The organism is Pantoea sp. NPDC088449 (assembly GCF_044753225.1).
In the GTDB taxonomy this organism is placed as follows: Bacteria; Pseudomonadota; Gammaproteobacteria; order Enterobacterales; family Enterobacteriaceae; genus Pantoea; species Pantoea floridensis.
In genome coordinates, this window is sequence record NZ_JBIVMT010000001.1 from 1,240,520 (window position 1) to 1,262,833 (window position 22,314).

Below are 22,314 nucleotides of genomic sequence, written 5' to 3' on the forward strand. Positions count from 1 at the left end.
TTTAACGTACGTTACCGTTAAGTAAAAACCCGTTGCCAAGTGTGTCGTTAGCTCCGCTTATGAATGTAGTTTGGCTTATCGCTGCCAGCCGCCGCTCCGCTCATAATGTGACTGAAATCACGTTTCATTTTCGTTGAGAGAATTAATCATTGATGCAAATAAACCGCATTTTTTGATAACAAAACTGCGCTTAAATGCACGGTACTGACGCGTTTCCTCACCATTGATTGCGCTGCGAAACTGAGTTGTATCGCGCGCTGAGGCGATAAACTCATGCGGTTATGCATACCAGGGAAACGTTATAGAAATCACTTGATTAGTCCGCTCATTATTTTCTCGCTTTCCTTATCATGCAAAAGCGATGAACGGGTACAAAACCCGCCAGACGTACGCAGCGCGATCGTTTGGGCGAAACCATTGCGATCGGAGTTTGTATGCTTAAACATCAGATGAAATTGTTTTATTAATCAGGTTACAGTCATTGCGATTATTCCTGGCAATAATAAACCCAGTAGTATCCACAACCCCATTATTATTCATTTTCTGTTTTTTTAAACTTGCCCTGTGTTTATTGTCATTGATTAGCCATCGGCTTGAAATATTATTTTGGGAGTTTCCTCAGCCTGCGCCGTTCGGGTAAGCGTGATATACATCACCTTACTGCTGTGCGGCTGAGCCGCTTATAAAAAGAAGGTTATTATGATCAGCGCAGACTCCCTTTATCGTAAATTACGTTTTCCTTTTAAATTCACACATGCTGCTTTTAGGTTTCCCGTTGCTAACGCACACGCTCGTCAATATCAGGTGTTGTCACCCGAGCAAACCGTTGACCTGCTGCTCAGCAACGACAAGCTGTCCATTAGTCGCTATGGCGATGGAGAACTGGAGATGACGCTATTTAAAAATATTGGCTTCCAGGCCTTCGATGAACGTCTTTCAATTCGTCTAAAAGAGATTCTGCGTCGCGGAAGTCAGCTAAATAATCCGTGTTTATTATGTCTGCCCGATGCTTTTCGCGGCACCGGCAATATGCGTTTTGGTTCAGCCCTATTCTGGTTTTTTCATAAGGCCTTTTATTTTCGTCATTATGAAGCGTTATTAAAAAAGAATTATCTCTACGGCAATACTTCCGTGACGCGTCCATATCATGATTATAAAGATAAGCAGCAAGCGACGCGTATTTTCACTAAATTTAAGCAGCTATTTCACGACAAAAAGATATTGATAGTAGAAGGCAGCGGTACGCGCCTTGGTATCGGCAACGATTTGTTAGCCGGTGCCCGAGACATTAAGCGCATTACCACGCTTAATCGTAATGCCTTCTCGGTTTACAACGATCTTTACAGCTCGGTGCTGGCGCATGCGCGCGACTACGATATGGTGCTGATGTCGCTCGGACCTACTGCCACCGTACTGGCTTACGATCTCAGCCAGCACGGTATTCGCTGTATTGATACGGGTCATATCGATATTGAGTACGAATGGATGCGCAGTGCGGCACGTGACAAAGTGCAAGTGGCCGGTAAGAACGTTAATGAAGTGGGCGTGTTGCTGAGCGATACGTCGCGCGACGCTGACGAACACTATCGCCAGCAAATTTTGCTGCATGTCGGGCTGCCACAGGATGCCGTGTTGTCAGCGATGACCAACCATCCCCCGATGGTCTGATGCACGTCACACGCCATCGCAACGACATCCATTTTGCGCTGGCGTGTGATGGCAGACGAAAACACGCTGCCGTTTTCTGCCTTCAGTTTGCATGTCGCTGGCAAAAAAGGGTGAGATCGGCAGACTGAAAGTCTGCCAGGTTGGCCATGATTTTCTCCAGCGGCCAGTGCCACCAGGCTATCGCCTGTAGCTGTGCGGCAATGTCAGCGGCGAAGCGCGCACGAATGACTTTAGCCGGAACGCCGCCGACAATGGTGTACGGCGCCACATCTTTGGTCACCACCGCTCCCGCCGCCAAAACGGCACCATCGCCCACCGTTACGCCCGGCAAGACAATCACACCGTGGCCAATCCACACGTCGTTGCCAATAATAACGCGGTCGGCACGACGATCGGCAAAGAAGCCCGCATCGCGCTGTGATTGTGCATCGTAATATTCCGGACAGTAGGTGAAACGGTGCTGAGAGGCACGATCCATCGGGTGATTAGGCGCACCAATACGCACCTGATTAGCTATCGCCGTAAAGCGCCCAATCTGTGCATCAGCCACGCAGCAATGTTCGCCGAGGTAGGTGAAATCGCCTAATTCGCTATATTCGAGATAGCTTTGCGCCAGCACTTCACATTGCTGACCAATGCTGGTTTCGCGCATGCGCACGCTTGGATCGATAAAGGTCTGTTGCAGTTTTGCCGGTTGCACAGCAGCAAGTGCCATAATACATGCTCCGTTGTGGTCAGATGTCTGGATAACCGGTTGCCGCGGGGCAACCGCCAGCCACAACGCTACAGCGCAAAGATGACAGTAATGCTATTGTGCGCCTCTGTGACTGGCGATTTGAGGAAATGGAATGAGAACACCCTGGTCAATTCTGGCGTTATTGTGGTCAGCCGGACAGGCTTCTGCCGCACTGCCCGCCGACATTAAAGCCGGTGACATTGTGCAAGTTCAGTTGGCGCAGCTTCATCCTACGCAGGCGGCCATTGGCTATCGCCAGTTGGATTACAAGCAACATCGTTATGAAGCCGAACCCAAAAAGCTCTTTGATGATTACTGCGAAAGCATGGGGCAAAAGGGGGTCGATAAGTTTGATCGTCAATCCCGCCTCACTCAACCCAGTAGCTTCAGCTGCAAGCTGCCGGTCGGTAGCGAACCAGGCCCGATGAAAACCGCCGTAATTGCACCCGATAACACGCTTTATCTCACCGATGGCCACCATACCTTCAGTAATTTTGCCGATATCGCCGGTCTCAACACGCCGGTTCAGGTGCGCATCACTGATGACTTCCGTAGCTTGCCGACCATGTCGGCATTCTGGCAAAAGATGGAGACGGCACATCTGGTGTGGCTGGATACGCCCTCTGGTAAGGTCCAACCCGATGCGTTACCCAAAGAGCTAGGACGCAAGCATATGCAAAATGATGAATATCGCTCGCTGGTCTATTTCGTGCGTGATATCGGCTTCGATAAAGAACAAAATCCGCCGCCTTTCCTTGAGTTTTACTGGGGAAAGTGGCTTGAAACCCAGCTGCCGCTTAAAACGTTTGATCTGAAAGATCGCAGCGGTTACGCCAATGCATTGAAAACAATCGCTGAGAAAATGATCAGCACCCCGAAAGAAACGGTGATTGCGCACAGCGATAGCGGAGCGCTGACCGCTGAAAAGCTGGGCGCGCGTAAGAAAGTGAATGAGAAGAAGCTGGATAAGCTGGTTTCTGATAACGGCAAATTGACGTGGGCCTTTGCGCAGTAATCTCTCTTCAGGCGGAGGATCTTTCCGCCTTTTCTATTATTACGTTGGAGGATGATGTGAAACCCGAAATCCATACGCTTGTATCTAAAGAGATTTACCGCAATCGCTGGTTAACGTTGAAAGAAGATAAAATTCAGCGGGCGGATGGCAGCGAAGGTATCTATTCGGTAATCGAAAAAGATGACTTTGTGGTCGTTCTGCCCATCGAAGATGACAGCATTTATGTGGTTGAACAGTACCGTTATCCCATTGGTGAACGCACCATTGAGTTACCTCAAGGTAGCTGGGAACTGACGCCCAATGCCGCGCCGGAAGATCTTGCCGCGGGTGAACTCTTAGAAGAAACGGGCCTGGTCGCCGGGGAGTTAAGTTATGTGGGTTATCAGAAGCTAGCTCAGGGCTACTCCGCCCAGGGCTATCACATTTATCTGGCGCGGGATCTGACGTATCAGGGACAAAATCTCGATGCGGAAGAAGTGGGTTTGACGGCGAGTAGAATGAAAACTGCCGACTTTCTGGCGTTGATCCTGGCGGGAAAAATTACCGATGCGACATCGGTGACGGCATTTCTGTTGGCCCGGGCGAAAAAGCTTATCGATTAACGCCGCCACCGCCGTTGTGGCCTGGCATTTGATAATTCTGTTGCGCATCGCTGCGCACCTTAGGAAACCGCGCGGGTCATTATCGATCGCCACGCCTGGCGATCGATAAATAACGCATTACGCAGACGCTATCTGCGCCAATACGACCTCAGCCTGCGCGCTATTCACCTCTACACCGTCAATCAACAGCTTACGCTGTTCACCTACTGGCAATGTCACTTTCAACCTCTGCCATGCCGGCTGGAAAGTGCCCTTGCGGGTAAAGGTGAGATGAATGCTCTGAGCATCGCTGCGCATTTCCCAGTTCAGCCATAGCGCATTGCCCTGCTGGTAGCCCCATGATTCGCCATCATCCTCAAACAGCATGCCGTTCGTCACGCCTTTGCCCTGTAGTGGGAACAGCTGCAGGGTGCGGCAATCGTCAGCGTTGGCATCCACATGCCGCAGGCGCTCGCTGAGCGGTAATCCCGCACCGGCTCGCACCAGCATCGGCTGCGTTTCTAACGGCGCGTCCAGCGTGACCCACTGACCGGCGCTATACCATCGCTGACTGGCAAAATCATACCAGCCGGTTTGGTTATCGGGCAGCCACAGACGACGCGTGCGCTGGCCGGGTTCGACCACGCTGGCCACCAGTAGATCGCGCCCCAGCATAAACTCATCGCATTCGGCAAACGTCTGCGCGTCCTGCTCGTGATCGAGGAAAGTTGGACGCAACATCGGCTCATCATCAGCATGGGCCTGCCACAGCAGCGTATAGAGATACGGCAGCAGACGATAACGCAGCGCAATCGCGGCGCGAATCGCAGGCGTGGCGGCCGGGTACATCCAGGGCTCATTTACGGTGCGATCGTCATTCCAGGAATGAATAGTAAAACGCGGGTGCATCACGCCGTTTTGTACCCAGCGCACAAACAGTTCGGCATCGGGCTTATCGCCGGAGAAACCGCCCACGTCATGTCCCACGTTGTACAAACCAGAAAGGCTCATGCCTAATCCCATGCGAATGTTGTAGCGTAACGTGGTCCAGTTGGTGCGATTATCACCGCTCCAGGTTTGCACGTAGCGCTGCATCCCGGCGCAGCCGGAGCGTGAAATCAGGAAAGGACGTTTTTCCGGGGCGAAACGCTGCTGCGCTTCCATAGAGGCGCGCATCATCAGCAGCGGCATCACCGGACGAATGTGTTTGATGGCAATGGGTGTGCCAAAGCCGTGGCAACGCGCCTCGCCATCCCACACCTCATATTCATTGTTATCGTTCCAGGTGGAATCAATACCTTTTTCCAGCAGCTGTTTGGTGACATTTTCCTGCCACCATGCCACGGCGCCAGGATGGGTAAAATCAAGATGCGACCCCTCGTCATCCCAAAACACCGAGCGCTCAGGCGCATCGGCTTCAGAATCGCGAATAAACAACCCTTGCTCTGCCACTTCGTTGTAACGCGGATGATCCTGCAACAAGCACGGTTTGATATTGGCGGCGAGGCGCAAGCCGGCATCGTGAAACGCCTGACTCATCACTTCCGGCTGTGGCACTTTGTCGTAGTTCCAGTTGAACACGTAGCGCTTGTTGTTAATGGAGGTATAACCCGATGAAAGCTGGAATGAGTCACACGGAATATCATGCTCTTCACACAGATGAATGAAGTTCATCAACTGATTTTGCGCGTCTGGCGCATCCGTATAATGCATGGTTGAACCGCTGTAACCGAGGCTCCATTTCGGGCCGAACAGCGTTTTCCCGGTCAGACGCACAAAAGCCTTGGTGACATCCAGTACCTTATCAGCAACAAACAGGTAGTAATCGATGTCGCCACTCTCCGCCTGCCAGCGGCGATACGGCTGATGATAATTATCGAGCTCGTTGCCCAAATCAAACCAGCTGCTGCTGAGATTATCGTAGTAGAGACCAAAGCTGACGTTGTCGCGGCGCGTAATGGTAAAGGGCACGTGTTTATAGAGCGGATCGGTCGAAGAAGCGTTATAGCCCATAGCATCCAGGTTGCGCATTTCGTAACGCTGACCGTTGCGCTGCAAGTCGCCGCTTTTCTCACCCAGTCCATAGTAACGGTCATCAGGCATGCGGCGCTGATAGTGCGCCACGCCATCGCCGTGTGCATTGAGTTGATAGGCGCTGGTCGGGCGATCGCAGGTCAGCAGCTGCCACGCGCCGGCGTCGTCGCAATATTGCCACTCCAGCGCCAGCGGCTGATGCACGATTACCCGTAGCTTATCGGTGGCGATCACCAGCGTGCTGCCCTCCTCCTCAAGCGTAAAGCCCGGCAGTGAGAAGCCCGCCAGACTGTCACGCTGACGCCCTTCCCACGGCACATCACTCTGCGGCGCAATGCTCCATGTTCTGTCGAGGGTATAGGCGCCCTGACGTTTAATCGCCACGCGAAACATCCCCGATTCCAGCACATACAGGCAGAGCGTGTGTTTACCGTCGACGGTCAGCGCCACATGATGCGCATCAGAGCCAGCTAAAGACCAATTTTTTAACGTTTTCATCGTTACCTACTTATTCAGGCGCGCTGTGCGCGACGTTCAGCAATAAAAGCAATCAGGAATACCGCACCGATCAGGTCAAAGAAGCCCATGGCGACAAACAGTGGATTAAAACCGATGGTGTCAGCAGTGACGCCGATCAGCAGCGAGAACAGGAAACTGGAGATCCAGGCAAACGAACCGCGCATACCGTTGACGGTTGCCATCTGCCCTTTATCAAACTTCTCTACCACCAGCGCGCTCAGCATGCAGGAGATGATTTGATGACCAAAACCGCCAATTGAGATCAGCGCGATAGCAACATAGGGATCTTTGGTGACCGCCACCATCGCCAGCGACAGCATCAGAAATGCACCGGTCACCGAGCTTGCCACCACGGAGTTAACCTGAGAAAAACCAAAAATTTTGGTGTAAAGACGGGTCAAATAACCGCTGGCCGCGCTGCCTAAATCAGCGGCGAGGAACGGCAGCCAGGCGAACATGGCGATCTGCTTCAGGTCCATGCCCAACTCTTTCGCCAGATAAAGCGGCACCCAGAAACTCAGCACGCCCCAGGCGGGTTCCGCCATAAAGGCGGGAATGGCGATACCGTAGAAGCGTTTGTTTTTCGACACGGTTTTCAACGCGGTAAAGAAAGGCAGTTTTACCGCCGGTGGCTCGTTGTCCTGACGAATAAATGCCAGTTCGGACGCCTGCAGATTGGGATGCTGCTCAGGATCGCGATAGAACAGCCACCACAGCACCACCCAGCCCAGCGCCAGACAGCCCGTGAATAAGAACGCCCCCTGCCAGCCAAAGGAAGCGTGAGCGAAGTAGATAATCGGCGGTGCCAGCATCGCGCCGATGGAGAAACCTACCCCCGCCCAACCGGCGGCAATTGGGCGCTCTTTTTTTGGAAACCACTCGCCTATAACTTTCGCGTTAGCCGGCGTGGCTGCCGCTTCTGCGCCCCCCATCACAAACCGCAGAATCGCCAGATGCACCCAGCTGGCCGCCCCCGCGTGGAACAAACAGGCCAGTGCCCAAATGGAGGCACAAATGAGAAAGCCGAGCTTGAGGCCAATGACATCGATCAGCCAGCCACAAAGGGGCTGAAAGAAGGTGTACGCCAGCTGGAATGCGCCGACAATCCACGAATATTGTTCGGTGGTGATGCCGAGGCTGGTTTTGAGTTCGGGCGCCAGAATGCCTAACGAGTTACGGGTGATGTAGTTGACCGTAACGCCTGCTAAGAACAGCACCAGCACCCACCAGCGCAAATTGCGCCAGGTGCGTTTGGTGCCTGCAGCGGTTATGCCTGGATTTAAACTGCGGTTCATCGGCCTCTCCATATTGAGTCATTTCTCATCATTCGCCAGGAGTGAAACACAGTTGTGGAAAGTGGTCGTCAGCGTGATGTCGCATTTGTGATCTGGTTAACCAAAATCACTCATAAGGTTGACTTAATTCCACAAAGAGCAGAGTTTTAACCGCTAACGGCGTGATTAATGATGAGTAAAACACGCTAAATGACTACATTGGTCAACCACATTTAGTGAGGTAACAACATGAAGCAGACCTGGCGCTGGTATGGCCCAAACGATCCAGTCTCTCTTGCCGATGCGCGCCAGGCTGGCGCAACCGGCATCGTCACGGCGCTGCATCACATCCCCAATGGCGAAGTGTGGTCAGTGGCAGAAATCCAGCAGCGTAAAGCGCTGGTTGAAGCCGCAGGCCTGGCGTGGTCGGTAGTTGAAAGCGTGCCGATTCACGAAGAGATCAAAACCGGCAGCGGCCGCTGTCAGCACTGGATCAGCAACTATCAGCAGTCGCTGCGCAATCTGGCGCAGTGCGGCATTACTACCGTGTGCTACAACTTCATGCCGATTCTTGACTGGACGCGCACCGATCTCGAATACCTGCTGCCGGATGGTGCCAAAGCGCTGCGCTTTGATCAGATTGAGTTTGCGGTGTTTGAGCTGCATATCCTGCAGCGCCCCGGTGCGGAGCGGGATTACAGTGCACAAGAGATTGCCGAGGCCGCCGAGCGCTTTGGGCAGATGAGCGAACAACACCGCGAACGCCTGACGCGCAACATTATCGCCGGATTACCCGGTGCTGAAGAAGGTTATACGCTGGACCAATTCCGCGCGCAGCTGGCACGCTATGACGGCATCGGTAAAGCTGAACTACGTGAGAATTTTGCCAGGTTCCTGCGGGCGATTATTGCCGTTGCCGAGGAAGTGGGCGTGCGCATGGCGGTACATCCGGACGATCCGCCCCGCCCGATTCTCGGCTTGCCGCGCATCGTATCCAATGCCGACGATTTGCAGTGGATGATTGATACCGTTAGCAGTCCGGCCAATGGTTTCACCCTGTGTACCGGTTCGTATGGCGTGCTGGCAGAAAATGATTTAGCCGGTATGGTGAAACGCTTTGGCCCACGCATCTACTTTGCGCATCTGCGTTCGACAAAACGTGAAGAGAATCCAAAGAGCTTCCATGAGGCGGCGCATCTGGGTGGCGATGTCGATATGTTTGCCGTGATTAAGGCGATTGCCGAAGAGGAGCATCGTCGCAAAGCAGCCGGTCAGGAAGACGTTATTCCGATGCGCCCCGATCACGGTCACCAGATGCTGGATGACCTAAAGAAGAAAACCAATCCCGGCTATTCGGCGATTGGTCGATTGAAAGGGCTGGCTGAGATTCGCGGCGTTGAGCTGGCGATTCATCGCGCCTATTTTGACACAGCGGCGAATCAGGGAGCCCGGTAATGCGCTTTATGGATGAGGATTTTCTGCTGCAAAGTGACACCGCGCGGCGTTTATATCATGATTTCGCGGCTGACATGCCAATCTACGATTACCACTGCCACCTGAATCCGCAGGAGATTGCGGAAGATCGGCGCTTCGCCAATCTCGGCCAGATTTGGCTGGAAGGCGATCACTATAAATGGCGCGCGCTGCGTGCGGCGGGCATAGATGAATCCTTGATCACCGGCAAGCACACCAGCGATTACGATAAGTATCTCGCCTGGGCGCATACCGTGCCGAAGACGCTGGGAAATCCGCTCTATCACTGGACCCACCTTGAACTGCGCCGGCCGTTTGGCATCACTGATACGCTGTTCGGCCCGGACACCGCGCCTGACATCTGGCACCGCTGTGCCGAAAAGCTGGCGCTGCCTGAATTTTCCGCGCGCGGTATTATGCGCCAGATGAAGGTGCGTATGGTCGGCACCACCGACGATCCGGTCGATTCACTACGCTACCATCGCCAGATCGCCGATGACGCCAGCATTGATATTGAGGTCGCGCCGAGCTGGCGTCCGGACAAGGTGTTTAAAATTGAGCTGGATGGCTTCGTCGCCTATCTGGGGCAGCTGGAAGCGGCAGCCGATATCGCCATCGATAGCATCGAGGCGTTGCGCCGTGCCCTGTTGCGCCGCCTCGATCACTTCTCCGCCCACGGCTGCCGCGCATCGGATCACGGCATCGAAACCCTGCGCTTTGCACCGGTGCCAGCAGATAACGTACTCGACGCAATCCTGGAGAAACGTCGCTGCGGTAATCAGCTGGATGAACTGGAGATCGCACAATTTAGCACGGCGATATTGGTGTGGCTCGGCAGTGAATATACCCGCCGCGGCTGGGTAATGCAGCTGCACATTGGCGCCATCCGTAATAACAGTACGCGCATGTTCCGCCTGCTGGGGCCAGATAGCGGTTTTGATTCAATTGGCGATAATAATATTGCCTGGCCGCTGGCGCGCCTGCTGGATGCGATGGACATCGACGATTGCTTACCAAAAACCATTCTTTACTGCCTCAATCCGCGTGATAACGAAGTGCTGGCGACCATGGCCGGTAACTTCCAGGGCGCAGGCATGGCTGGCAAAGTGCAGTTTGGTTCTGGTTGGTGGTTCAACGATCAGCGCGATGGCATGCTGCGCCAGTTGGAACAGCTGTCACAAATTGGCTTACTTAGCCAGTTTGTCGGTATGCTGACCGATTCGCGTAGTTTCCTCTCCTACACGCGACACGAATATTTTCGCCGCATTCTGTGTAATTTGCTGGCGCAGTGGGTTAAGGACGGGATAGTACCTGCGGATGAGCCAATGCTGGGTGGCATGATCCGCGATATCTGTTTCAACAATGCCAAGCGCTATTTTTCGCTTAACACGGCGTGAGAGCAGCCTGTGATACGTGGTCCAGGCCGATTCTTATTCACTATGTTATAGTGCGCGCCTCTGAGCTCGCCAGCCTCAGAGGTTGTGAATCCCTTAACGCAAAGAAAAGAGCACAATGAAAACTCCAACTTCAGCTCAGCGTCCGTATCAGGAAGTGGGCGAAATGCTACGTAATATGATTACGCAAAAGCAGTACGCCGTTGGTCAACGGTTGCCGCCGGAACGTGAACTTGCAGCACTGCTCGACGTGACGCGCACCTTAGTGCGTGAAGCTCTGATCATGCTGGAGCTGGAAGGGTTAATTGAGGTGCGTCGCGGTGCTGGTATTTATGTGATTCACGACACCCCGCCACACCCGGCATCATCACAAAAAGCCAGTAACGATGCGGGGCCGTTTGAGATGCTGCAGGCGCGTCAGCTGCTGGAGAGTAATATTGCCGAATTTGCTGCGCTGCAGGCGACGCGTGAAGACATCATGAAAATGCGCCAGGCGCTGGAACTGGAAGAAAAAGAGCTGGCCTCTGGCGCGGTTAACCAAAGTGAAAATGGCGATCGCAATTTCCATTTGGCGATTGCTGAAGCCACACATAACAGCATGCTGGTTGAGCTGTTTAAGCAATCCTGGCAGTGGCGCGAAGACAACGTGATGTGGAGCCAGCTGCATCGCCATCTGATTAACAACGATTACCGTAAGCAGTGGCTCGACGATCACAAGAAGATCCTCGCTACGCTGGTCAAAAAAGATGCACGCGCCGCTAAACAGGCAATGTGGGAACATCTTGAGAACGTGAAGCAGCGGCTGCTGGAGTTTTCGGACGTCGACGATATCGATTTCGATGGCTACCTGTTTGAATCCTGGCCTTTGTACGTCACCCGAAATCCTAATTAAGAGCGTAATCGAAAAGGTCAACCACATGCTTCGGGAAAACTTTAACGACCTCATCTATTTAATCATGGTGGCGCGCGAATGTAGCTTTACCCGTGCCGCAGCAAAATTAGGCGTTTCACAATCTGCATTGAGCCATTCAATTCGCGGTCTGGAAGAGCGTTTAAACACGCGACTCTTAACGCGCACTACCCGCAGCGTGGCGCCTACCGAAGCCGGTGATAACTTAATAAAAAGCGTTGCACCGATGATGGCTGACATTGAAAAGGCCCTGCTGCAACTGACCGATAATCAAAACAGGCCCTCGGGGAATATTCGCATTACCGCCGGGGAGCATGCGTTGTCCTCAACCTTATGGCCGCTGCTTAAACCGTTTGTGCAGGCCTATCCAGACGTTAACGTTGAACTTTCGGTCGACAATACGTTAACGGATATCGTAAGTGGCCGTTTCGATGCGGGAGTACGGCTGGGTGAAAGCATTGAAAAAGATATGGTGGCGGTGAGGATCGGCCCAGACTGGAAAATGGTTGCCGTGGCTGCACCGGAATATCTGCAAAAAAACGGAATCCCCGCCACACCTTACGAATTGCAGAACCACAACTGTATCAACATGCGCCTTCCCACGCTGGGCGGTTTATACAGCTGGGAATTCAGCAAAGCGGGCAAAGCGATTCGCGTGAAAGTGGATGGACAACTTATTTTTAATCATCTGGCGTCGCGTATTGATGCCGTGCTTGCTGGCATGGGCATTGCCTTTGTGCCAGAAGATACCGTTAGCAAACACATCGCCAGCGGCGAATTGCAAACGGTCCTGGATGACTGGTGCGAACCGTTTAGCGGATATTATCTTTATTACCCCAGCCGCAAACAGCACACCGCCGCATTTGAGAAATTAATCGAAGCCATAAAATACAAAGGTTAAGGTTTTATCTCTCCACGCTCAGCGCCTGATGCTTCGCCAAAAAGAACGGCCTCAAATAGGCCACGCTATTCGACAGCGGTAATACATCTGCGCTGAGCTGAATGCCAATCACCTCTCGCAAATAACGACGGCGGGTCTCAATACGCTGCCACAGTGCCGGATAGGCATGACGAATCTCCACTTGTAACGCCGTATCAGCCAGCGCTACGCACTCTTCCGCGCTCGCGCCGCTGTAACCCGCAACCGCGGGGATAATATCAATCTGGAGCATCATGCCGCTTTTCAGCACTTCAACCGAACGCGGATAAATCGGCGATGACATCCACTCTTCATCCGCCACCAGATGTCCGGGATTAAGATGCCAGCCGAAATGCTGCTTCGGCAAAACCTGCTCAATAAGATCGTAAAGCATGCCACCGCGGGTTCCGACGCGAATATTTTCCAGCCAGGCAACCACGGCGCCAAAGTAGGGTTTTGCGATGCGATCCAGATAATCGGACTGGCTTTGCGGCAGTTCACCCGCTTCAGCGATGACAAAACCGCTGCGACTTGAGAGGCCACCTTTGAAACCGGTGGTAAGTGAAAGCGGATCGCCGCGCTGTATTTTTTTATAGGTTGGATAGAGATTCGCGTTAGCGAAACGACTGCCGGTCGCCGCAATAGTTACCACCGAGTGGGATTGCCCTTCGCCACTCAGTAGTGCGCCCAGCTCGGTTTCACGTACGCCAACCTCAATGGCATTGAGCGCATCCAGCATACAGTTCGACGCGAGGTTGGCACCATATTCGTAATGGGCTATTTCGTTCGCATTACAGGTGGTTCTGGCACCGTTATCGCCAATAAAAAGGTGGACGGCATTTTCCAGCACCGCGTCATCTTTCAACGTCCGTTTTATGGCATCAACGATGAAATACGGCAAATCAAAGAGTGTGCGACCATTTCCCGCTGCGGGCGTGAACATCTTCCATCCCACCAGCCCAACCTTGTTGCTGTTATTTAAGCCCGCATCAGCGAAAAGCTGTTCCAGCGGAACTTCATTCTCCATCGGCTGATTGGGCAGTGAGAAGAAAGGCGTGTGCACCAGCGAAGCCGCTACGCGTGAAAAACGTGCCAGCTTGAGGTTTTCGTTGCCTAATACCAGCGTGCAGCGTCCGGACTGGTCCAGCAGTAACAGCCCCTCTTCGAAACGCGGAATAAATCCGGTGAGATACTCGAAATTACTCCCATGTTCCTTGTCCGCGTAAATCACCAGGCTATCAAAACCCTGCCGTTTCATGCCTGCCAGAAGCGTATTTTTTCGTTTTAGCAGGGTGTCATCGGAGAGAGAGACCGGCTCAACGTCACTAAACTTCACCGGCGCGGTGAGGGGGCCAAATTTGATTGCCATGATGCGTTTCCTCGCAGTGCAAATAGTTGCCTGAGATAGTAGCGTCTTTTGCCGGGCAGGATTTTGATGCAAACGAAAAAAGGCGGAGGGGTGAGCTCCGCCTTGTTTCAAGTTCCGGTCAGTGCGCCTGACCGGTCAGTTGCAAAAGGGCAACGATGATTTGCAAGATGACCCGGACTAAGTCCAGTAGCAATCGAACAATTTCCATCACTTTCCTTCTCCTCTGACAGGAGCGCGCCTTTCAGCCGCCGGGGCTTTGACTCCACCCGCCGACGGCCTAAGCACATTGTGTGAGGAGTGCTGAGCGGCTCTCATTGTGAAAGCCACAGGCCAGCACCACCTGAAACCTGCCGGGATTTGACTATCCGCGCCCCTGGAGTCATCAGAAAAACAATGAGGCTTCGCTCGTCACTCAACACCTGTATAACCATACAGTATTATTGCAAAACTTGAAATATCTCGCCGCACATTTTATTATCGCCTGTGTGAGGAGTGCTGAGCACCCCGTTCGCAGCGCGGTTACCAGCCGGTTTGCGAACATAAAAAAAAGGATTTGGCGTTTAAGCCAAATCCTTTTTTATTATCTGTGATGCATTACCGCGCGGAACTGATACGCCAGATAGCGTTGCCCGCATCATCCGCAATCAACACGCCGCCCTGCTGATCGGTGGCTAAGCCAACCGGTAAGCCTCGCACCTGCTTTTGATCGTCGGTGAGGAAGCCTGTTACCACCGGCTGTGGCTGCCCTACCGGCTTCCCGTCTTCGAACTTGACCCACACCACCTGATAGCCGTTAAGCGGCGTGCGGTTCCAGCTGCCGTGTTCGCTGATAAACGCCCCGCCACGATACTGCGGCATGTTATCTGCGCCATAGAACAACAGGCCGAGCGGTGCGACATGCGAGCTGAGTGCATAATCCGGTTTAATCGCTTTCTCAACCAGATCCGGCCTTTGCGGCTGCGCGCGCTCATCGACGTGTTGACCATAATAGCTGTACGGCCAGCCGTAGAAGCCTTTATCCTGCACCGACGTCATATAATCCGGCACCAGATCCGAGCCAATCTCATCACGCTCATTCACCACCGCCCACAGCTTGCCGCTCTGCGGTTCCCATTGTAAGCCGGTTGGGTTGCGCAGGCCGCTGGCGTAGATACGACTGGCACCGCTCGCCGCATCCACCTCCAGCACCGCCGCGCGGCGATACTCCTCGCCGATACCATTTTCCGTCACGTTGCTGTTTGAACCTACCCCAACATACAGCTTGCTGCCGTCAGGGCTGGCAAGCAGCGATTTCGTCCAGTGATGATTAATCGGTCCGCCCGGCAGTTCTGTGACCTCTACGGGCGGCGTGCGTATCTCGGTTTGCCCGGTTTCGTAAGGGAACTTCACCAGACTATCGGCGTTCGCCACATACAACGTGTTACCAACCAGCTGCATACCAAACGGCGCCGTGAGGTTTTCAATAAAGCGATGCTGCTCCCATTTTCCGTTCACGTTGCGCAGCAGCGTTATGCGATTGCCACCCGCACCGCCTTTGCCTGAGGCTTTCTGCACAAGGCCCATGATCAGCTGCTTAGGCGCGGTGGTCGGCTTTGGCATACCATTCGATTCCGCCACCAGCACATCATTATTAGGCAGAACCAGTACCTGACGCGGGTGTTGTAGCCGATCGGCGATCTTCTCGATCTTCAGCCCATCCGCCACTTTCGGCATTTCGCCGGCTTTCCACGGCGTGCCTTCCGGCACCTGCATTGGCGGCATAAAGAAGTTCTGCGCCTGCGGCAGTTCAGGGTTAGCACCAATTTGCTTTTGCGGATCGATCAGTGCCCCGTCATCACAGGCACTGAGCAACATCGCGAGCGTTATCGCGCTAAGTACGTATTTCATGCGCGACCTCCTTGTGTGCGGCGATCTCGCAGCACCAACTGCACGTTAGCGATCAGCAACAGCGCGACCACCAGCGTCGAGAGCGTGACGCCCATGGGCACCACAGCATACGCATCACGGCTATGAATAAAGGCGTTCACCACCGCCAGCACGATCGCCAGCAGCGACAGCCAGAAATGGGTCTTTTCATTCGACCTGGCCCCGCGAAATAAATAAACCAGGCTAATTAAACGTGGCAGGATGGCCAACACCAGACCGATAGCAATCAGCCAGCTGGCGGATTTGGTCCACATGATGACGAAGGTTTGCAGATAGAGGATATCGAAAAACCAGGCCGCAACGAAAAAGCCCAGCGGCAGCGGTTCCAGCAATGTATAGAGCGTCACGCCGAACACCGATCTTCCTGAGGTATAGAACATTACTCTCTCCCTTTTACCGTATTATCATCAGATGGCGTACGCGGTTCGCTTTATTGCAACAACGTGCCACCACCTGTGAAATATTAGTAAAGATAAACAGTAACGTTTAACACTTATCTAACTTTTTAAAAATGATGACTTATCTGCCGTCAAAGGTTCTCGGCGTCTTAGCAATATCAATGCTTTTCAATCCACAGTTCGCGACTATACGCCACGTCTTCTGGATTGGTGATCGGATAACCTTTGACCCACGGCTTTATTAAACGTCCATTGGTGTATTGATAGATCGGAGCAATGGGCGCCTGATCGGCAATGATCTGTTCGGCTTTGTTGTAGTCAGCGTTGCGTGCCGCCACACTGGTTTCCCTACTCGCTTTCGTGAGCACCGCGTCATAATCGCCGCTGTGGAAGCGCGCGATATTGCCGCTATGAGTGGAAGTCAGCAAACTGAGGAAGGTCGATGGCTCGTTGTAATCGCCCACCCACGACGCGCGAATCACATCGAAACTACCGCTATTACGGCTATCGATATAGGTCTTCCACTCCTGATTTTGCAAGGTGACGTCCACGCCAAGATTCTTCTTCCACATCGACGCCACGGCAATCGCGATTTTCTGATGGCTTTCAGAAGTGTTGTACAGCAGCGTCAAATGCAGCGGTTTACCCGGCCCATAACCCGCCGCCGTCAATAACGCTTTGGCCTGGGCATTCAGCTCCTGCTGACTGTGCTGTTGCAAATAACTTTGCTGTGGCGTGAAGCCAGCGGTGACATCCGGCGTAAAATGCCAGGCCGGTTTCTCACCGGTGCCCAATACTTTCTCGGCGATAATACGGCGATCGATACTCCACGACAGTGCCTTACGTACGCGCACATCCGCGGTCGGCCCTTTCTCAGTATTAAATGCGTAATAATAGGTACCGAGCTGATCCGGCGTGTAAACCTGGCCAGGTAACTCTTTCTTCAGCAGCGCGTACATATTTTTGGGGAAGGATTCAGTGATATCGATATCGTTGGCGCGATAACGCTTGGTGGCGCTCGACTCTTCGTTAATCGGCAGGAACGTGACCTTGGTCAGTACCGACTCTTTGTCATCCCAGTAATGGCCGTTACGTACCAGTACGATTTTTTCATTCACCACGCGTTCCTGCAGCTGATAAGCCCCATTTCCCACCAGCTTGCCCGGCGAAGTCCAACTATCGCCCTCTTTTTCTAACACTTTTTGCGAGACCGGGTACATCGCGGCGTTGGCGACCATGCTCGGGAACCACGGCACGGGACGTGACAATGTCACCTTGAGATGTGTTGCATCGGTAGCTGTCACACCAAGTTTATCGGCGCTCATCTGCCCTTTGGTGATGGCTTCCGCATTCTCAATACCGCTGAGCGCAGCAAACCAGGCAAAAGGTGAACTGTTCTTTGGCTCAACTAAACGCTGCCAGCTATACACAAAATCCTGCGCGGTGACCGGCTCGCCATTTGACCAGCGCGCCTCTTTACGCAAGGTGAAGATCCACGTTTTGTTATCGTTGCTGCTCCAGCTTTGTGCCACCCCCGGCACGATTTTGCCGTGAGCATCCTGATTCGTCAGTCCTTCGAACAAGTCGCGCATGACCTGAATTTCCGGCAGGCCTACCGCCTTCATCGGATCCAGTGAAGCGGGCTCATCTTTAATATGGCGGACGATTTCCTGCGAGCTAGCCAACTGTGCACCCGGCGGAATGTTGGCGGCAAATGCGGGTGAAACTGCGCTGGTGACGACTAAGGCAGCCAGCGTCTTGCGGAACGTTAATTTCATTACCACTCCTTAACCCGTAAAAACGGCGACAGCAAACAGGATTATGTCGCCAGCAACTTTCGGCACTTTATCGCAAATCGCTGATTGATATATAGCTATTTCCCTGCGTGCTGTTTACCGTTATGTTGAGGCTGGATTGCCGGTCACATTTTTCTTGCGCGCCAGAACGCTTTTGGCGGAGTTGGAAGCATTTCAATGAGGAACCTTATGTCGTCATACCATCCGCGTCCGCTGCGCGGCAAGCTGGACGCCGTCTGGCAACAATACGGGCGATCGGTGCTGGGCACGCCGCTGCTGTGGTTTCCCGCCCCGGCCGCTGATGCAGAAAGTGGGCTCATTATCGCCGGTACACACGGCGACGAGAATGCCGCCATTGCCACGTTATCCGGCGCGATGCGTACCCTTCCGGACGCGCTGCGCCGCCATCACGTGATTCTGGCGGTGAATCCTGACGGCTGTCAGCTGGGGCTGCGCGCCAACGCTAATGGCGTCGATCTCAACCGTAACTTCCCTGCCGCTAACTGGCAGAGCGGCGACACGGTGTATCGCTGGAACAGCGAAGCGGATGAGCGTGATGTCGTGCTCTCAACGGGATCGGGGCCGTCATCCGAGCCTGAAACCCGCGCGCTGTGTCAGCTGATCCATCAGATCAAACCAAGCTGGGTGGTTTCCTGGCATGAACCGCTCGCCTGCATTGACGATCCTCATCACAGCGAGTTAGCGCAGTGGCTGGCGCAGCAAACGGCGTTGCCGGTTGTCAGCAGCGTTGGGTATGCCACGCCGGGCTCGTTTGGCAGCTGGTGCGACGATCTCGGTCTGCTGTGCATCACCGCCGAAATGCCGCCGATTTCGGTGGACGAAGCCACCGAAGTCTACCTCGAAGCGATGATTAATCTGCTGCGCTGGCAGCCAGCGGCTTAAGTACGCCGTGCGTGAAATGCAGCGACGGTTCAACATCGGCAGCCAGCCAGGTTGGGCCGTCCAAATCCGCAAATGTCGCCCGTGACGTCAGCGGTAACGCCGCACGAATTGCCCGTGATGTGCACAGCATACAGCCAAGCATAATGGCAAATCCCTGCTCACGAGCGGCATCGACCAGCGCCAGCGCCTCGGTTAAACCGCCGGTTTTGTCCAGCTTGATGTTCACCATCTCATAGCGCCCTTTTAGCTGAGCCAAACTCTCACGGGTATGACAGCTTTCATCAGCACAGATCGGCAAGGGATGGATAAAGTTACCGAGTGCGTCGTCCTGTGCCGCAGGTAGCGGCTGCTCAAGCATGGCGATGTTCAAATCGGCCAGCAATTGGCAGCGAGCCGCCAATCCCTCGGCATGCCAGGATTCATTCGCATCAACAATCAGCGTGGCATCCGGTACCGCGGAGCGAATCGCCACCAGACGTTCGCTGATGAGATGGTCATCCATTTTGATCTTTAGCAGACGCGCACCATGCTGCCAGAGCGCCTGCGCGCTGCTGGCCATCGCATCCGGGGTATCAATGCTGATGGTATGCGCGGTGATGATCTCCTTAGCCAGTGCAACGTCACACAATTCCTCCAGGCTTTTGCTCTGCTGCTGCCGCTCTAAGTCCCACAAGGCGCAGTCGATAGCATTACGCGCTGCACCCGCAGGTAACGCCTGCTGCAAGGCTTCACGCGTCATGCCGCTCTGCAGCGCACTCAACTGCGAGGCAATCTGTTTCAATACCGAGGCTTCGCTTTCGCCGTAACGCAGATAAGGCGTGGCTTCACCCACCCCTTTGATGCCGTTCTGCTCAATTTCCACCACCACCACATGCGCCTCGGTGCGGCTGCCGCGCGAAATAATAAACGGCGAATGGAGCGGCCATGCTTCCGGATAACTCTTCACTGTTCTCATTCTTTCTCCTTAAATCCGCATGTTAATTGCGAGCCGGCTCGATTATCGCCCGGAAAGGCGCTCGTAAACCCTTAAAAATTATGTCATAAACAAACGCTATATCTATTCTGACGCGGCTAAAGTCAGATATTCACTTGTTAAAAAAGGAAATCGTATGTCTCAGACTGTTCACTTCCAGGGTAGTCCGGTACCGGTTGCAGGTCACTTCCCGCAGGCTGGCGAGCAAGCAAAGCCTTTCAACCTGGTCGCCAAAGATCTCAGTGATGTCTCCCTTGCTAAGTATGCAGGCAAACGTAAAGTTCTGAACATTTTCCCAAGCATCGATACTGGCGTGTGCGCCGCATCGGTGCGTAAGTTTAACGAACGCTCGGGTGAAGCGGACAATACCGTCGTACTCTGCATTTCGGCAGATCTGCCTTTTGCGCAGTCACGCTTCTGCGGTGCGGAGAACGTCAGCAATGTGATCACGCTCTCTTCACTGCGTGGTGCTGAGTTCAAAGAAAACTATGGCGTGGCGATTGCTGATGGCCCGTTAAAAGGCCTGACCGCGCGTGCTGTGGTGGTGCTGGATGAAAACGATAAAGTGATTTATAGCGAATTGGTGAACGAAATCACCGAAGAGCCAAACTACGATGCGGCGCTGGCTGCATTGAAGTAATTTTTTGTATTAAAAACGCCGCCCTATTGAGGCGGCGTTTTTAGTGTGCGCGCGTATCAATGCGCGCCTTGCTGCCACATCATCGCGGCCAGCGGCTACTCGCTCTCGGTGCGCTTCTGCCCCAATCCATACTCACGCAACTTATTAGCAATTGCGGTATGCGATACGCCCAGGCGTTTGGCCAGTTTACGTGTGCTGGGATAGGAGAGATACAGACGCGTGAGCACCGAACGTTCAAAGCGACTGGTAATGTCATCCAGCGATCCTTCCATCGCCTCTTCGCCCAGCGACACATCCAGCGCCTGCTCCGGTAACACAATATCCTGCGGTCCCAGTTCGTAACCTTCCAGCTGCGTCAGCGCGCGATACAGCGCATTTTTTAGCTGCCTTACGTTACCTGGCCAGTTGTAGCGAGTTAGAAACGGTGCCAGCTGCGATGACAGACGTGGACGCGGTAATCCCTGCTCATCGGCAAAGCGCGCCACAAACATTTCCGTAAGCGGCAGGATATCCAGCGGACGTTCACGCAGCGGCGGTAGATTCAGCGTCAGCACATTCAAGCGATAGAACAGATCTTCACGAAATTCGCCGCGTTGTACTAGCTCAATCAGGTTCTTCTGCGTGGCGCAGATCACACGCACATCAACATGCACTTCATGCTCTTCACCCACGCGGCGGAACGTCCCATCATTGAGGAAGCGCAGCAGTTTAGTCTGCATGCGTGGCGACATTTCGCCAATCTCATCCAGCAATACCGAGCCGCCGTTGGCCTGTTCAAAGAATCCTTTTTTGCCTTCCAGAGCATTAGGATACGCGCCCGCTGCGTGGCCAAACAGTTCGCTTTCAGCCACATCATCCGGCAACGAGGCGCAGTTAAGCGCGAGGAAAGGTTTTTTACCCCGCGCGCTACGCAAGTGGCAGGCGCGCGCCAGCATATCTTTGCCGGTGCCGGTATCGCCCACGATCAGCAGCGGAGCATCGTGCATCGCCAGTTTGCGTGCTTGATCGATCACCTGACGCATTTTTGGCGTTACCGCCACAATATGATCGAATTCTGATTCGTCAGTGACGGTGAGGTTTTGCAGCTGTCGCCCCATGCGCGCCGTTGATTTCAGCGTAATCATCGCGCCGACCGGCAGATCGCTCTGGCCCTCTTCTTCTGCCAGATAAATTGGCCGCGCTTCCATCAGGAAATCGCGTCCCTGTATCACCACATGCTGCGCCTGAGCATCAACCCGCTCATTCTCCAGCCAGCGCTGGAAGTTGAAGCCGGTGATTAGCGTGCCAACGTTTTGATTACGCAGCTTCTGTTCATCAAGCGTGAAAAGGTTTTGTGCCGCGGGATTCGCCAGCTCGACCTTGCCTTTTAGATCGATCGACAACACCGGCTCCGGCATCGCCACCAGCAGCGCGCTCAATGCACGATGTTCGCGTTCAGATGGCATAAACGAGACGGTGCGCACATCTGTCACGCCAGGTGTACGGCGAATTTCCGCCATCAGATTGCTGAAAGGTTCAAACTCCAGCGCGGTAAAATTGAGGTAAATGCGGCCGAGTGGCGCAATTTCGATGCCGCGCAGGTCAATATTGCGGGCAACCAACAGGTCGAGCAACTCGCGCGCCAGACCGATTCGGTCCTGGCAGAAAACTTCCAAACGCATTGCGATGAGCCTTAGTCAGGTTTTGATTTTAGTGATAATACGCTAACTTGCAGCGCCTCAGAAGAGGCCTGTCATGAAAAGTTGACAGCCAGAGGCAGGTGATAGAGGGAAGTGTAGCGGAGCGA

18 protein-coding genes are annotated in these 22,314 nt (G+C 53.7%); 9 read left to right on the forward strand and 9 right to left on the reverse strand.

Features of this window, described 5'->3' with window-relative positions; all coding sequences use genetic code 11:
- The first annotated feature begins 699 nt into the window (after positions 1–699).
- A complete protein-coding gene (locus tag ACIP6T_RS05900) occupies positions 700–1,668 on the forward strand; it encodes a GT-D fold domain-containing glycosyltransferase (RefSeq protein ID WP_400455918.1) in 969 nt (322 codons plus the stop codon).
- An 82-nt stretch (positions 1,669–1,750) separates the two neighbouring features.
- On the opposite strand, the gene ACIP6T_RS05905 is transcribed toward ACIP6T_RS05900, so the two are convergent.
- Positions 1,751–2,383, reverse strand: a complete 633-nt coding sequence (locus ACIP6T_RS05905) for a DapH/DapD/GlmU-related protein (protein ID WP_400455920.1) — start codon at positions 2,381–2,383, stop codon at positions 1,751–1,753.
- A 133-nt stretch (positions 2,384–2,516) separates the two neighbouring features.
- Here ACIP6T_RS05905 and ACIP6T_RS05910 point away from each other — a divergent pair, with 133 nt between their 5' ends.
- Together ACIP6T_RS05910 and ACIP6T_RS05915 are read left to right on the forward strand one after the other, a co-directional pair.
- Complete coding sequence (locus ACIP6T_RS05910; protein ID WP_400455922.1) at positions 2,517–3,419, forward strand: ParB/Srx family N-terminal domain-containing protein; 903 nt, start codon at positions 2,517–2,519, stop codon at positions 3,417–3,419.
- 56 nt (positions 3,420–3,475) lie between these two features.
- Entirely contained in the window at positions 3,476–4,021 is a 546-nt protein-coding gene (locus ACIP6T_RS05915) for an ADP-ribose pyrophosphatase (RefSeq protein ID WP_400455924.1), read from the forward strand.
- Between the two features lie 117 nt (positions 4,022–4,138).
- On the opposite strand, the gene ACIP6T_RS05920 is transcribed toward ACIP6T_RS05915, so the two are convergent.
- Complete coding sequence (locus ACIP6T_RS05920; protein ID WP_400455926.1) at positions 4,139–6,532, reverse strand: TIM-barrel domain-containing protein; 2,394 nt, start codon at positions 6,530–6,532, stop codon at positions 4,139–4,141.
- A gap of 14 nt (positions 6,533–6,546) precedes the next feature.
- Positions 6,547–7,848, reverse strand: a complete 1,302-nt coding sequence (locus ACIP6T_RS05925; RefSeq protein ID WP_400455928.1) for an MFS transporter — start codon at positions 7,846–7,848, stop codon at positions 6,547–6,549.
- 228 nt (positions 7,849–8,076) lie between these two features.
- Between ACIP6T_RS05925 and uxuA the strand changes: the two genes are divergently transcribed.
- The 4 genes from uxuA (at position 8,077) to ACIP6T_RS05945 (ending at position 12,505) form a co-directional block, all read left to right on the forward strand.
- Complete coding sequence (gene uxuA / locus ACIP6T_RS05930) at positions 8,077–9,282, forward strand: mannonate dehydratase (protein WP_400455930.1); 1,206 nt, start codon at positions 8,077–8,079, stop codon at positions 9,280–9,282.
- Positions 9,282–10,697 (forward strand): glucuronate isomerase, encoded by a 1,416-nt coding sequence (uxaC, locus tag ACIP6T_RS05935; protein ID WP_400455932.1) that lies wholly within the window; start codon positions 9,282–9,284, stop codon positions 10,695–10,697. Before uxuA ends, uxaC begins: the two co-directional genes overlap by 1 nt.
- 115 nt (positions 10,698–10,812) lie before the next feature.
- Entirely contained in the window at positions 10,813–11,586 is a 774-nt protein-coding gene (uxuR, locus tag ACIP6T_RS05940; RefSeq protein WP_097097251.1) for a Uxu operon transcriptional regulator, read from the forward strand.
- Between the two features lie 25 nt (positions 11,587–11,611).
- Positions 11,612–12,505 carry a LysR family transcriptional regulator gene (locus ACIP6T_RS05945; protein WP_097097250.1) on the forward strand — a complete coding sequence of 298 codons (894 nt, stop codon included), beginning with the start codon at positions 11,612–11,614 and terminating at the stop codon, positions 12,503–12,505.
- Positions 12,506–12,509: 4 nt separating this feature from the next.
- Here ACIP6T_RS05945 and ACIP6T_RS05950 read toward each other — a convergent pair whose 3' ends face one another.
- From ACIP6T_RS05950 to ACIP6T_RS05965, 4 genes are all read right to left on the reverse strand, one after another.
- Positions 12,510–13,892: a M24 family metallopeptidase gene (locus ACIP6T_RS05950; protein WP_400455934.1), complete on the reverse strand. Its 1,383-nt coding sequence runs from the start codon at positions 13,890–13,892 to the stop codon at positions 12,510–12,512.
- Positions 13,893–14,486: 594 nt separating this feature from the next.
- Positions 14,487–15,779, reverse strand: coding sequence for a PQQ-dependent sugar dehydrogenase (locus ACIP6T_RS05955; RefSeq protein WP_400455936.1), 1,293 nt, complete (start codon positions 15,777–15,779; stop codon positions 14,487–14,489).
- The gene (locus tag ACIP6T_RS05960) at positions 15,776–16,198 is read right to left on the reverse strand and encodes a DUF2231 domain-containing protein (RefSeq protein WP_097097247.1); all 423 of its coding nucleotides are present in this window, start codon (positions 16,196–16,198) and stop codon (positions 15,776–15,778) included. Before ACIP6T_RS05960 ends, ACIP6T_RS05955 begins: the two co-directional genes overlap by 4 nt.
- A gap of 176 nt (positions 16,199–16,374) precedes the next feature.
- On the reverse strand, positions 16,375–17,994 hold the full coding sequence (locus tag ACIP6T_RS05965) for an ABC transporter substrate-binding protein (RefSeq protein WP_400455938.1): 1,620 nt from the start codon (positions 17,992–17,994) through the stop codon (positions 16,375–16,377).
- A 207-nt stretch (positions 17,995–18,201) separates the two neighbouring features.
- Between ACIP6T_RS05965 and mpaA the strand changes: the two genes are divergently transcribed.
- Positions 18,202–18,915 carry a murein tripeptide amidase MpaA gene (gene mpaA, locus ACIP6T_RS05970; RefSeq protein ID WP_400455940.1) on the forward strand — a complete coding sequence of 238 codons (714 nt, stop codon included), beginning with the start codon at positions 18,202–18,204 and terminating at the stop codon, positions 18,913–18,915.
- Here mpaA and ycjG read toward each other — a convergent pair.
- Positions 18,884–19,870 carry an L-Ala-D/L-Glu epimerase gene (ycjG, locus tag ACIP6T_RS05975; protein WP_400455942.1) on the reverse strand — a complete coding sequence of 329 codons (987 nt, stop codon included), beginning with the start codon at positions 19,868–19,870 and terminating at the stop codon, positions 18,884–18,886. The genes mpaA and ycjG overlap by 32 nt on opposite strands.
- 154 nt (positions 19,871–20,024) lie before the next feature.
- Here ycjG and tpx point away from each other — a divergent pair, with 154 nt between their 5' ends.
- On the forward strand, positions 20,025–20,528 hold the full coding sequence (tpx, locus tag ACIP6T_RS05980) for a thiol peroxidase (protein WP_400455943.1): 504 nt from the start codon (positions 20,025–20,027) through the stop codon (positions 20,526–20,528).
- A 95-nt stretch (positions 20,529–20,623) separates the two neighbouring features.
- Here the strand turns inward: tpx and tyrR are convergent, their stop codons facing one another.
- The gene (gene tyrR / locus ACIP6T_RS05985; protein WP_097097242.1) at positions 20,624–22,189 is read right to left on the reverse strand and encodes a transcriptional regulator TyrR; all 1,566 of its coding nucleotides are present in this window, start codon (positions 22,187–22,189) and stop codon (positions 20,624–20,626) included.
- Positions 22,190–22,314 lie beyond the last annotated feature (125 nt).